This window comes from Prochlorococcus sp. MIT 1300 (assembly GCF_034092375.1).
Classification (GTDB): domain Bacteria; phylum Cyanobacteriota; class Cyanobacteriia; order PCC-6307; family Cyanobiaceae; genus MIT-1300.
Genome location: NZ_CP139302.1, coordinates 1,013,629 through 1,026,667, shown reverse-complemented (window position 1 = coordinate 1,026,667; position 13,039 = coordinate 1,013,629). Strand labels below are relative to the sequence as shown.

The window sequence follows — 13,039 nt, the reverse complement described above, 5'->3', positions numbered from 1 at the left end:
AATTGTCCTACTGCTTAAAGATGTCCGTCTTTGCGAGGTGTTGAAATGGCCGAAGCATTGAACATAGGTGTTGATAGATAGCGTTCCCCGAAACTCGCCAAAATTAATACAAGGCGCTTATTGGCCATTTCTGGTCTAATACCAATTTTGATAGCTGCAGCGACAGCTGCACCACTACTAACTCCACTTAATAGACCTTCTTCTTTGGCAAGTCTTCGTCCCATCCCCATAGCTTCTTCATCACTAATGGGAATAATTTCATCTATCAATTCTTGTTGTAGTACCCCTGGAATGAATCCAGCTCCAATGCCTTGAATCCTATGAGATCCTGGATTGCCACCAGCTAAAACTGGACTCGAAGCGGGTTCAACAGCAAATATGCGCAAGTTGGGATTGCGTTTTTTTAATAACCGCCCACAACCGGTGAGTGTTCCGCCTGTACCTACGCCTGAGATCAATCCATCCAGATGGCCTTCACAATCAGACCAAATTTCTTCTGCAGTTGTTTTTTCATGAATTGCTGGATTAGAGGGGTTGTCAAATTGCTGTAGTAAATATGCTTCAGGAGTTGTTGTAACTAACTCTTTGGCTAAGTCAATAGCTCCTTGAATGCCTTCATTCCCAGGAGTTAGCTGAAGCTCTGCACCATAAGCTCTCAACATTGAGCGACGTTCTGTACTCATAGTGTCTGGCATAGTTAAAATCAATCGATATCCTCTTGCTGCCGCGACCATCGCAAGGGCTATACCAGTATTTCCACTCGTCGGTTCTATTAAAATTGTTTTGCCGGGTGTGATTGTGCCTTCTTGTTCAGCAGCTTGAACCATTGCCCCTGCAATTCTGTCTTTAACTGATGCTGTCGGGTTAAAACTTTCTAATTTGGCCAACAATTCGGCTTTACAGCCAGTTGCTTGTGGAATTCGATTTAGTCGTACTAAAGGTGTACGACCTACAAGAGCAGTGATGTCAGATGCAATGGGCATGGGCGAGTGCGCATGAATTGCGATTTATCTATCCAAACAAATACTTGGCTAAAAAGTAAAAAAAAGCCCTCTTTTTAAAGAGGGCTTTTTTTTTGGCAAATAACAACCAAAGTTTCTGGAACCATTCAAAGTCAATTTGACTTTGAAAGAATCAGAAGCGGAAAGTGGTTTTGATAAGACCGCCTGAGTAGTCTTTGTCGTCTCCGTCTACTTCAACAAGGAAGAGAGAAGGAGTCACACTTACGTTGTCGCTAATAGCCATGTCATACCAGACTTCATAAGCCATGGGATCGTCATAGCCAGACTTGTCCTGCCAGCCTTCTGCACTACCGAAGCCGAAGCCTAGGGAGTTGCCATCAGCGCCTACATCAGCCCACTCAAGACCAACGGTCCAAGTGAATTCGTCTTTTGCAGTAGAAGTTTCCTTGTCAAGGGTTTTAAAGCCAATTCCACCACTGACGGTAGGAATAGCGCCAACCTCTTCAGGTGCCCAGTAACCACTGATGCCCCAGGCGTCGTAATTACCAGACTTTTCGTCTGATTCGGTGTAAACAACTGCAGCACCAAATCCTTCGCCGGTATAGGCGATCTGGCCTGTGATGTCATCACCACCTTCTTTGGTCATGATGCCTTTGGAAGCATCAGAACCATTGCTGCCTACATAAACAAGACTTGCGCTTACGCCTTCATCATTTGCCCAGGAAAGACCTGCACCTTGGCCTTCTTTAAGGTTATATGCGGCATTAGCACCAGCATAGGTGAGGACATCAAGGTTGGATGAGCTTGGGTACTGGCTAGGCCATACTGCAAGCATGTCGTCCTGACGGATTACTGCGCCAACGGTGGCAGTAAAGGAATCACCAAGAGGGAATTGATAGTAACTACGATCAATCTCTAGTGTGTCAGCAGATCCAGAGGTGTAAGCCCTCTCCAAGAATGCATCGCCACCGAAAGGTGTGTTGCCGAAGTTACCAGCGCTGATTCTGGTTTTCAGTAAATCTTCGCCAGAGAAGCTGGTGTCTAGGTCAAGCCTGGTTGCATAGTTGAATGTGAATGCATCATCAGTCTTGCCAGCTTTGTCGCGGTCGTCATAAGAAACAGCGCCCGTAACAAATACTGTTTCTCCACTTAGTTTTGTGGTGGTGGAGAACATTCCTGCTTCAAACTCGCCAACACGAGCACTTAGGCCATCAACGCGACCTTTAAGTACTGCAAGTTCAGGGCCGAACTCGCTGGTTAGGCGACGAACGTCGTCAGAAGCTTCAGCGACGTTGCCTAAGCAAGAATTAAGGAGAGCAGCCGCTTCGAAGCGGGTCATTGACTGGTTGCCGCTGGGGGTTCCAGCTACGCATCCAGTTTGCTCAGCCAAGTTGGTCAGAGCCTGGTAAGCCCAATCACTAGGATGGACATCAGAGAATTGAGAAGCATTTGTGACTTGCTCGCTAGAAGCGGCGTAGTCAGAAACACCATTGATGTTTAGCTCAGCAGCAGTTGCAGCGACAGGAGCCATAAGGCCAAGCGCAGCAGGTGCTACCAGCAATTGCTGGAAGAGTTTCATTGAGTTCCTCACACAAAGAGGCGCAATATATGCACCTAGCAATCCTCGCCATTAATGTGCTCTTGGACACACCTTGATGTGCCAGAAGTATCAATGGTCTAGTCCCTAGGCGCTGTTATCACTTGAGTTTCAAATTTAGATTGAACCTTTAAAATGATTTGTAATATCAAATACAAAATTTCAACTTTTTGGCCATGTAGTCAAATCCAAAACTAGATTCTTTCACTATAGATATTATAAAAACCAAGGTTTTTTTTGAGCTTTGGCATTGTTTTTGGAAAATGTAAATAGTTTGATTTGTCAGACTAAAGACATGTATCGAGAAAGTTGAGGTGCTTGGTTCTTATGAATGCAAGAAGGCCTTTAGAGTTGAATCCACGAGTTTCAGATGAATCTTTTACGGCAGACGGAGTAGCTCCTTTTAAAGGCTTATTACTTTTGTGGGGTTTGGGTTGCCTTCTGGCTTTTGTGGGTCTGGGGGATTTGCCTTTAAGAGATTTTGACGAAGGTACTGTTGCACGTGTTTCATATGAGTTCATACCCAAAAGTGGGATACAAAAACTTCTGCCTACAATTTGGAATGAGCCTTACTTGAACAAACCACCAGGTTTGCATTGGCTTATTGCTTTTGCAATGGGTTTTGATAATACTAATTCGAATGTTTGGCAGTCATTACCGAATGAGTTTTATGTCCGAATAATACCAGCATTTTTATCTAGTTTCGTCGTGCCTTTTGGAGGGCTAATTCAGTGGAAATTAACTTGTGGCGATCGAAATGTCACTCTTGTTACCTCTGGAATTTTGCTGACGTTGATGCCTTTGGTACGCCATGGTCGCCTGGCAATGTTGGATGGCACTCAGTTGAGTTGCATTGCACTGCTTTGGCTATTGATAGCTGCGCTTGATAGTTGTTCATACACCCAGTTGAAAATGTTAGGCATTGGTTTAGTTAGCAGTTGCATGTTGATGCTTAAAGCACCTTTACTTTTACCTGTTTTGTTTGCTGGATTAGTGGCACTTGCTTGGGGAAAAGCCTGGAAGAATTGGTGGACTCTAGGGCTACTTCTTTGGTTTGCTTTAGGCCTGGCTCCAGGTCTTGGGTGGCATTTTTTTCATTGGTGGCAGCGTGGACATGCAGCTTTTTGGTTGTGGGGTGGTGATGGTGCTATGCGAGTACTCCTAGATGCAGGGGAAGGGAGTGACCTTGGCTGGAGAGTGCCTCTTATAGAAATTCTTGAAGGGGGTTGGCCTTGGTTGTTGTTATGGCCCTTTGGCGTTATGTGGGCTTGGCGAAGACGTAAGAGCCTATGGGGTCAATGGGCCTTAAGCACTCAATTGGTAATGATGTTGGCAATCTTTCCTCTTAAGACTCAATTGCCCTGGTATAGCCACCCCCTTTGGCTCCCTTTCGCTTTGCTATGTGCTCCTCCCTTGGTTTGGTTGATAAACCGCGACAGCTCTCAGAAACCTCCTTATTTCAGGGTTCTTGAAAGAGTACCTTCTCTTTGGCAGTGCATTGGCTTGATCTTGGTTTTTGTCAGTTCTTTGGGGTTGGCGAATCTATTTTCTGCATTTAGTCCCTATAGCCTTTTTACCTTGCCAATCGGAGCAGGGTTGTGCGTTGGGGGAAACTGGTTATGTAGTTCAAAAAAAACTCAGAGAAGATATGGAATTTTCATGTTGATGTCAGGCAGTTATCTTGCCTTAATGTTTTTGATGACATCCCCCCTTTGGCTTTGGGAATTGAATGAGACTTGGCCTGTTGATTCCTTGAGAGAATTGATTTCTCGTGCACCTGAGACGGAGCTTGTCTTGGAGGGGAATGAGGAGCGACCAAGCCTCAATTGGTATGCAGGCAAGAGAATCGCTTCTTTTCAAAGCAGACCTAATGCAGAATGGATTTTGACTCAGGACCCTATAAGGCTAAATCAAAAGGTAATTTCTCTATCTAGGATTTGCAAAATAGTTGATAGTGAGGAGGCATGGTCGCTGATGTTTTGCGGCTCAGATTAATTCTAACTGCCCTTTAACTTCTCGATGAAATGATTACACTTGACAGGGAAAAAAAGAAAAAGCAAATTAGGCTATCAGTCGTCTTACCTACCTATAATGAGTATGAAAATATTCAACCATTGATAGATCAACTCCTTATTTATAAGCAATATTATGATCTTGAAATCTTAGTCGTAGATGATGACTCTCGTGATGGCACATCAGATCTGGTTAAGAGCATCTCTAGTCATGAACCTTGTGTGCGTCTAATTAGTCGAGTTGGCAGATATGGCTTGGCCAGTGCAATTAAAGAGGGTTTGTTAGATGCAACAGGTAGCATAGCTGTGGTCATGGATTCTGATGGCCAACATGAAACAGTTGCCTTATTAAAAGCAGTTAAAAAATTAATTAATGGAAAGCTAGATTTGGTTTCAGGCAGCCGATTCCTAGGCGAAGCGAAAATCCTAGGACTTAGCCGAAGACGCACTGAAGGCTCCTCGATGGCTAACCGTTTAGCTCGCTTTAGCTTGCCATTAAGCTATGGACATCTAACAGATTATATGAGTGGTTTTATTGTATTGAACCTCAGTAAATGTTTGCCATTCGTTCGTAAAGTTGATGTGAATGGATTTAAATTTTTATACGAATTACTTTCTATTAGTGGAGGCTGCTTATTAGTCGATGAGTTTTCTTTTTCTTTCCAACCGAGGGAATTTGGTCGTTCTAAGCTGGACCTAGCAATTTTGTGGGATTTTTGGATTTCATTAGTACATACTATTACTTTTAGATTAATTCCACGTCGTGCAATTAGTTTCGCATTTGTAGGCTTTAGTGGAGTATTTGTTCAGTTATTCTCCACGAAACTGTTAATGAAATTGTTTGATGCCGACTTTGTGAATGTTTTGCCTATATCTGTAGTTCTAGCAGCCACTTCTAATTACCTTATAAATAATGCTTTGACATTTCGCTTCCATAGACTTAGAGGTTGGTTGCTCTTTGGGGGCCTGCTCAAGTTCTTGCTAGTTGCTTCTTTGCCAGTTGTAGCGAATGTAGGGTTAGCAACAATTTTTTACCAAGTGATTGCACCTAACGAGTTGTGGGCGCAAATGGCAGGGATATTTGTTGTTTTTGTATGGAATTATGCTGCGTCGTCTCGTTTTGTATGGAATACACCTTGATAGAGAAGAACCTCTGATGCTTGCTTTATTGAACTTTCGACTTCGAGATTATTCAATCCCAGTCTTTTTAGGTTTAATTCTTCGTTTGATTCAGATTCAGTCTCCTATTCTAGGTGTGCATAGCTGGCGTCAGGCTGATACCGCAGCTATGGCCAGACATTTTGCCCTTAAAGGTACGCCTATTTGGTTGCCGCAAATTGATTGGGGAGGTGCAAGTGATGGATTTGTTGAATGTGAGTTTCCGCTTTTTCCATTTTTAATAGGTCAGCTTTATAAGTTAACAGGAATTCACGAATGGGTTGGTCGTTCAACTGCCGTTATTTGTAGTTTGATAACAATCATTTTAGTCATTCGAATTGGAACAATTCTTTTGGACCCTGATAGTGGTTGGTGGGGTGGACTTTTCTTTGCAATATTACCTTTAACCGTTTTCTATGGGCGTACTTTTCAGGCAGAATCAATGCTTTTAATGTTTGGAGCATTAAGTATTGAGAGATATTTTTCTTGGAGAAAGACTGGTAGTGTTTGGTCTTTAATGTTTAGCTGGTCAAGTTTTACAGCTGCTTGTTTAATTAAAGTTTTACCATTAATTTGGCTGGGGATACCTATATTGGCTTTGCATGCAAAAAATACTAGAAGGCATCGTCAAAATGGCTTATTAAAACTAGTATTGAACGTTTTTAATATACTAAAAAAACCTAGTTTATCTATTTATTTTATGACTGTAATATTGATTGTATCTATTTGGTTTTTCTATGCTTATCAGATAGGTCAAATAACAGGCCTTAGCTTTGGTTTTTGGGGCACAAGTTCTGATAGAAGCAGCCTAAGGCTTTTGTTGAATACTCAGGTCTGGTTGGACTTTGCCTTAAGAATTACATTGCGGAATTTTGCTATTTTAGGATTGCCTCTTGCCTTCTTAGGCTTTTGGAAAACCCGCAAAGATTTAGGAGGGTTTATTCTTATGTCTGGCGTCATAGGCTGGTTCGCCTCTACTTTAATTGCTTTTCGTGCAAGTTCAATTCATGAATATTATCAATTACCATTAATGTTATTTGCCTGCCCATTGATGGGCCGAGGCTTTGTAATTTGTTCAACAACAATCTCTAAATCTCTGATATTTTCAGTGCCCAGCCAACTTTGGCTCATTCTTTTTAATATTTTGATTAGTTTTACGATATTAAACTTTGATTATTGGTCCTTAGAAAGAACTCAAGAAAAGATATGGATGCCCTTAGCAGAGAGAATAAGAAATGAAGTTCCTGGAGACCATCGTATTGTAACTGTTACTGGAGGTGATCCAACTTTATTAAATCTTGCAAGACGACAAGGTTGGTTAACTTCTATTGAAAACGTTAATGAATCCAGCTTGGCGCATTGGTCTTCTCAAGGGGCTAAATATCTTGTAGGAAGCTTTGAATGGCAAGAAAGTTATGCGAAGCTCTCCAGTCGCACAACGAAGATAAAATTGGAAGAATTATTTTGTGGTGAATCGCCAGACTGTCTAAATACTATCGGCTCAACCTACTTCCTTTCTTTGGATAATGTAAATCAATGAAATTTCATCTCTTACCTAATAAGGATGAATCGGCACATGCTTATGTTTTTAGGTACATATTTGGTTTCTTTTGTGTAACATTAAGCTTGCAAATTTGGCGAATTTATACTCTTAATGCGACTTATGATCAGGGGCTTTTCCTCCAAGAAATCTGGAATAGTGCTAATGGCCGTTTCTTTGAGAGCACTCTTGCTTCTGAACTATCTGCTCCAGTAATGTTTGATGGCGCCTTGCCAGAGGTTGGTTATCGACACCTAGCACAACACTTTACGCCTCTATTACTTTTTTGGACTCCATTGGTTCGTTTTTTGGGTCTGTGGTCCTTGCCTCTGATTCAGGTGGGAATGATCTCGTTGGGGGGGTATATCCTTTTTCTCCTAGCTAATGAATATCTCCCACCCAAATTGTCTGCATGGATTGTATTTAGCTATTTCTCTACAACTTTAGTAATAGGGCCAACCCTAGAGAATTTTCATGATCTTTGTGTTATCCCTTGCTTGATTTTTTGTCTTTTGCTTGGCATTACTAGAAATCAAATACCACTATATTTTCTTTCATCAATATTGTTACCGCTAGTAAGAGAAGATGTTGGCTTGCTTGGATTTGGAGTGGGGGTTTGGATGATTATTAGACGGCCTAATTGGAGATTATTTGGCTTAGGACTATGCTTTTACTCTTGTTTGGCTGTCATGGTAATTACCAATAGTGTTATGCCTATGTTTGGTACAGAGTTGGCGGATCGTTTTATGCAAGAAAGATTTGGACACTTTTTAGATGGTAGGTCAGGAGGCACTATTGATGTATTGCTATCAATGATTAGCCAACCAATTTTACTAATTCAGGAATTATTTTCTCCCCCCGGGAAGACTTTTTTGTTTTTAATTACTGCTGGCTTACCACTAGCCTTTATTCCTTTGATAGCTTTGGATACTTGGTTATTAATAGCATTTCCGTTGTTTGTTGCACTTAGCTCTCAGGGTGGAAACTCTTTGGTGGTGCATTTACGCTTTGTTCTTTACTTAGTGCCAGGGATTTTTGCTGGCACTATATTTTGGCTAGCCGACCACCCTGACTTATTTAAAAGAAGCTTATTCAGGAAATTTTGGAGGTTTTGCTTGATTATCGCTTTTGCATTCGCATTGGCGGCTAACCCTCACCGAGCACTTTCCTTTGTTATCCCTGACAGCATTGATCCTTGGGTCAAGGTGCCTTTGAAGGAGCAGCTGGTTAGAGGAAAAGTTGCTAGGAAAGTTGTCAATCTAATCCCTAGGACAGCTGCTGTATCTGCCGAAACACATCTCATACCTCAACTTGCACAAAGACAGGTATTACTCCGCTTCCCGGAAAATGATCAATATAGAGATGAAAAAGGACATGATGTTTCAGTAGACTTTATAGTAAGTCAACCAAGATTTAATCTTTCATACGCACCCGCATTTAATCATCACAAGTTGTGGGTATCCAAAAGCATTAATCGATTAGAAGAATTAGTTGAAAGCAGTCAATATACTGTTTTTCATTGCGATAAGAACTCTATAATACTAGAATACAATGGTTCAACTAATGCTCGAAATGAAGAATGCTTTGTTAGGGAGATTAATTCCATAAGGGGTGACTTGCAATTACTAAATTAGTATTTAAATTCCTATACGCGAGATTTTTAAAAATAAAATTACGAATTTAATTGAGTTTAATAACCATGTCAGTTTATCTTGAATATGCTTTCGTTGTTTCCGCTTAACACCATTTAGCTATTCTAAATAGGTTCAATATAGCTTCAAAATGGGACTCTCCCTGGCTAGTAAATTTAGGAGTAGACCTTCGTTTGAGGAGTTATTCCCTGCCCGCAAGTTAATAATGATTTGCGTGATCATTGCGTTGTTATTTTGGATGTTTTCAGGCTTAAGGCATTCTTTGCTTCAGAGTAATGCTTATGATCTTGGATTGTTTGATCAATGGATTTGGTTGGCAAGTAGAGGCTTGCCCCAATATTCGTCTATGGAGGGAAGCCATCTATTGGCTGACCATGGAGCTTGGCTTCTTTATATAGCAGCAATTCCTTATTGTTTTAATAGCAGTGTTCAATGGCTCTTGGCGAGTCAGGCTATCGCTTTAAGCTTTACAGCTATACCTATTTGGTGTGTTGGAAGGCAGGCAGGTTTACCGAATAAGCATTGTTGGCTGGTTTGTACGCTTTGGTGGCTTCAGCCGGTTGTTTTGAATGTAAATCTATTTGATTTTCATCCAGAAGTTTGGGTTATGCCTGCTTTGGCTGCAAGCTATTGGTTTTGTAGATCTAATAGACCTTGGGTTTGGTTCGTATTGTTGGTTGTTTTGCTTGGAGCGCGCGATGGTTTAGTGCTGGTTGTAGGAGGGATCGGATTCGAATTGGCTTTGAGGCGAAAATGGACTTGGTCTTGTGCTGCGATTGGTTTATCTTTAATGTGGTTATGTTTTTTGAATAAATTTCTATATCCGTTACTAACTGGTAGCAATACTGGACCTAAGGCTGCCGCAGGTTTGTTTTCTTATTTAGGTGATACTTTAGATGAGGTTATTGTTAACCTTGTTACGAATCCAAGCTTAGTTTTTGAGAATCTAGATTGGATTGGTGGTTTTATATACCTCGTGTTGATTTCAGTTTCTCTTTCCCCTTTTTGGAGACAATCTTCTTTACCAGTTTTGTTAGGTGGATTACCTTTAGTTGTCGTAAACTTGCTTTCTGAAGAATCTCCACAGAGAACACTTATTCATCATTATAGTTTGCCTCTTGCAGTTATTGGTGTAATTGCGGCTATAGATGGAATAGCTGTCAATCGTAGAAAGAATATTCCATTCAGGAGCCTCGTTTGGAGTGCCCTTTGTTGGGCAGTTTTATCAAAGCCTTGGTTCTTTACAGGACCATACTTAGAGCGATTAGAAGTTCGACAACCATTCAATCAAGCAATGTTGAGTATCCCCACGGAGGGGAGATTATTAACCACGAGTTATTTTATACCTCATCTTAGTCACAGGAAAGTCGTAGATTTCCCTAGAGTGGGAACCAAATTTAAGGATTATTCAGCTTTTGACATTTTTTTGTTAAACCCAGAGGATCCTGGTTGGGGTTCAAGTAGTCAAGTACAGAAGGATTTATTGTTAAAAGCTAATGAAGAAGGTTGGTTATGTAAGCAGTGGCCTGTAGGCATAGAACTTTGTGAAAAAGTATCAATTAATGAGACTAATTAGATTAGATTTTCATTAACGATGCCCCTAGTGAGGAAAATATTCTCACTAGGGGCTCTCGTCGGGCCCGCTATGGCGCGGAACCAGTTGATCAAGGAAAGATAGGACTAATCAGCCGACGTTCTCCGCGATCAGCAGACCCTTGATGGAACAACTGTGACTCATGGGCACCTCCTCCTGGTGGGATATGGCAAATCACGAAGCTTGCGACTGCGATTCAAGAACCGTTGTCACTTCGCTATTGCCTGACTGATACAGACTAGCTTTAGTCAAGGATTTTTATGGGTGTTATGGGTTTTTGGAGAAATTGTAAAAGAAGCTAGATCAATGTTGGTCAAGTTCATAAGGCTAGAAAATTTTTTTTGATGGTGCTATTTATTCTGTACAACTGAATCGATGGCTGATTAAATGAGTCAAATTAGATTACCCCTTTGGCGCTTAGATAGACAAGTAGGCCTCGCGGCAGGTGCTTTCTTTTTGGGCTGTTGTGTTTTGCAGTTCTGGCGCATGCAGAGTCTGACAGCCTCAATGGACCAAGGTATTTTCTACCAATCCTTATGGAATGGCTTGAATGGACACCCTTTTGAAAGCACACTTTCATCCCAGCTGTCGACTAATGTTGTTCATTCGGGAGAATATCCAGAAGTTGGATATCATCGATTAGGTCAACATTACACTCCCATTTTAGTATTATGGATACCTATTGTTGGTTTACTTGGTAAATGGGCTTTGCCTTTGATTCAAGTAACTCTTATGGCGGGAGCCGGCCTTCTTCTTTTTGAATTGGCAAAGCTCAAGTTACATATTGAGCTTGCAAGAATGATTGTATTTGCATTCTATGGAGCCAATGCAGTTATAGGCCCTTGCCTTGGCAACTTTACTGATCTTTGTCAGCTGCCTTTTTTGGTATTTGGGTTGTTGTTAGCGATAGAAAAGAAAAAAGACTTTTTGGCAGTTTTATTGTCCATAGCTATTCCTCTTATTAGAGAGGATACTGGTATTGTTCTCATGGGAGTTGGCTTATGGCTTTATTATCGCGATAGATATAGATGGAAATTCGCGTTATGGATTACTCTCTATGGGGCAATATGGGTCCTTATAGTTACTAATATAATTATGCCTATTTATAGCGAAGATAATGCAAAGCGCTTTATGATTGAGAACTTTGGTCAATATGTTTCCGGCCAAGATAAGGCGAGTAGCCTTGAAGTCATAGGCTTTGCACTAAAGCAACCTTTAGTTGTTTTGAAAGAGTTTGTAAATCCTCCAGGTAAGACACTTCGTTATCTAGCTGGCCAAGGGCTCCCTTTGTTGTTTGTTCCATTTCTCTCCTTGGATGCATGGTTGCTTATGGGTTTACCTTTGGCTGGATTATTGCTTGCGCAAGGTAACCCTCTCGCAATTAATTGGCGTTATACATACTTAGTGGTTCCTGGTTTATTTGCTGGATCAATATATTGGTGGAAAGATAGAAGTTACTTGTTTTACAAAAAAAATATAAGGAGGATTTGGTCTGGATTTATCGCCTTATCTTTTATCTTTATGCTAACAAGTAACCCAAACCGTACTCTGTCTTGGATGGTACCCCAGAGTATTAATCCTTGGGTGTACAGAGCACCAGTTGCTCAGTGGAAACATGGCAATACTGCAAGAAAGATAATGAGCTCTATACCAGTCAATGCAAGTGTTTCCGCTAGTTCCTCATTGGTGCCACATTTGTCGGCAAGGGAAGTTTTGATTCGCTTCCCTTACCACATAAATTATCGGGATAGATATGGTTCTGATAGAGATGTTGAATGGATACTTGTAGACGTTGATGAGCATCAGAGGTATGCACATGTTTTCAAAACAGAATGGAGAGATCTTCAGGAAATTATTCTTAAATTAAGGGATCTGAAAGGAAAGTATTCCCCTCAGACTGTTGAAGATGGCTTGGTTTTGTATAAACTAAATGGACCTTCAGATCCAAATGTTGATAAATCTTTAGAGCTTTTACTGGAGAATATCTCTGCTATATCACTTCAGCCGTCTAGCTAATCGCTCTTGTATAAATTTGGTTCCTAAGCTGAATTGGCATTAATATTATTTATGCTTAATTATGCTCTCGGAAACTTTTTGAAATGTTGTTGTTGGCTTAGGTGATTTGAAAGATGTTCCCTTAGGCGCTGGAGAGGCCCTACTTGCATTTGGAAAATTATCCGGCACATGTTTTTACGTTTTTGTGCCTTTTCTTTGGCAAGAATGAAGTGCGCTTCTAATTTGCCCTGTGTACGTCATTGAGTTGGCACTGAAATTGAGCCCTCTACCTTTGTCCGTTCAACGTAAGGATCCAAAGGATGCTTTGGCTCTTTATTATGAGGTTCGTAGGTGTATGGAAAAAGGTCATCCGCACCTTTTAGAGTTGACCTGCGAAAAGGTTGAGGAGAAAAAAGTCACTGTTTTACTCAGTGAGGTACTTGCAGTACAAATGTATGAGAAGACTGCTGCCTCAGGGGGAGTGAAGCGCCCAGGCTTTTCTTTCGAGGCTTAAATGAAGGTTCTTATG

At 41.1% G+C, this 13,039-nt stretch carries 9 protein-coding genes; 7 read left to right on the top strand and 2 right to left on the bottom strand.

Translation table 11 applies throughout. The features are described from left to right. Window positions 1-14: 14 nt before the first annotated feature. Together cysK and SOI83_RS05420 are read right to left on the bottom strand one after the other, a co-directional pair. On the bottom strand, window positions 15-983 hold the full coding sequence (cysK, locus tag SOI83_RS05425) for a cysteine synthase A (protein WP_320675589.1): 969 nt from the start codon (window positions 981-983) through the stop codon (window positions 15-17). A gap of 151 nt (window positions 984-1,134) precedes the next feature. Beyond that, complete coding sequence (locus SOI83_RS05420; protein ID WP_320675588.1) at window positions 1,135-2,541, bottom strand: iron uptake porin; 1,407 nt, start codon at window positions 2,539-2,541, stop codon at window positions 1,135-1,137. Window positions 2,542-2,910: 369 nt separating this feature from the next. On the opposite strand from SOI83_RS05420, the gene SOI83_RS05415 reads away from it, so the two are divergent. The 7 genes from SOI83_RS05415 (at window position 2,911) to SOI83_RS05385 (ending at window position 13,024) form a co-directional block, all read left to right on the top strand. After that, window positions 2,911-4,554 carry a 4-amino-4-deoxy-L-arabinose transferase gene (locus SOI83_RS05415; protein ID WP_320675587.1) on the top strand — a complete coding sequence of 548 codons (1,644 nt, stop codon included), beginning with the start codon at window positions 2,911-2,913 and terminating at the stop codon, window positions 4,552-4,554. Window positions 4,555-4,583: 29 nt separating this feature from the next. Then, a complete protein-coding gene (locus SOI83_RS05410; protein WP_320675586.1) occupies window positions 4,584-5,711 on the top strand; it encodes a glycosyltransferase in 1,128 nt (375 codons plus the stop codon). Beyond that, window positions 5,674-7,269, top strand: a complete 1,596-nt coding sequence (locus SOI83_RS05405) for an ArnT family glycosyltransferase (protein ID WP_320675585.1) — start codon at window positions 5,674-5,676, stop codon at window positions 7,267-7,269. The genes SOI83_RS05410 and SOI83_RS05405 overlap by 38 nt, the downstream gene beginning before the upstream one ends. Continuing rightward, complete coding sequence (locus SOI83_RS05400; protein ID WP_320675584.1) at window positions 7,266-8,903, top strand: DUF2079 domain-containing protein; 1,638 nt, start codon at window positions 7,266-7,268, stop codon at window positions 8,901-8,903. Before SOI83_RS05405 ends, SOI83_RS05400 begins: the two co-directional genes overlap by 4 nt. Window positions 8,904-9,051: 148 nt before the next feature. Further along, window positions 9,052-10,497, top strand: a complete 1,446-nt coding sequence (locus SOI83_RS05395) for a DUF2079 domain-containing protein (protein WP_320675583.1) — start codon at window positions 9,052-9,054, stop codon at window positions 10,495-10,497. A 405-nt stretch (window positions 10,498-10,902) separates the two neighbouring features. After that, window positions 10,903-12,531 (top strand): DUF2079 domain-containing protein, encoded by a 1,629-nt coding sequence (locus SOI83_RS05390; RefSeq protein ID WP_320675582.1) that lies wholly within the window; start codon window positions 10,903-10,905, stop codon window positions 12,529-12,531. A 229-nt stretch (window positions 12,532-12,760) separates the two neighbouring features. After that, complete coding sequence (locus SOI83_RS05385; RefSeq protein WP_320675581.1) at window positions 12,761-13,024, top strand: hypothetical protein; 264 nt, start codon at window positions 12,761-12,763, stop codon at window positions 13,022-13,024. Window positions 13,025-13,039 lie beyond the last annotated feature (15 nt).

What these genes read in the sequence shown, in the direction of transcription:
- cysK (WP_320675589.1), bottom strand. Translation starts at nt 983, where the DNA reads ATGCCCATTGCATCTGACATCACTGCTCTTGTAGGTCGTACACCTTTA.
- SOI83_RS05420 (WP_320675588.1), bottom strand. Translation starts at nt 2,541, where the DNA reads ATGAAACTCTTCCAGCAATTGCTGGTAGCACCTGCTGCGCTTGGCCTT.
- SOI83_RS05410 (WP_320675586.1), top strand. Translation starts at nt 4,584, where the DNA reads ATGATTACACTTGACAGGGAAAAAAAGAAAAAGCAAATTAGGCTATCA.
- SOI83_RS05405 (WP_320675585.1), top strand. Translation starts at nt 5,674, where the DNA reads ATGCTGCGTCGTCTCGTTTTGTATGGAATACACCTTGATAGAGAAGAA.
- SOI83_RS05400 (WP_320675584.1), top strand. Translation starts at nt 7,266, where the DNA reads ATGAAATTTCATCTCTTACCTAATAAGGATGAATCGGCACATGCTTAT.
- SOI83_RS05395 (WP_320675583.1), top strand. Translation starts at nt 9,052, where the DNA reads ATGGGACTCTCCCTGGCTAGTAAATTTAGGAGTAGACCTTCGTTTGAG.
- SOI83_RS05390 (WP_320675582.1), top strand. Translation starts at nt 10,903, where the DNA reads ATGAGTCAAATTAGATTACCCCTTTGGCGCTTAGATAGACAAGTAGGC.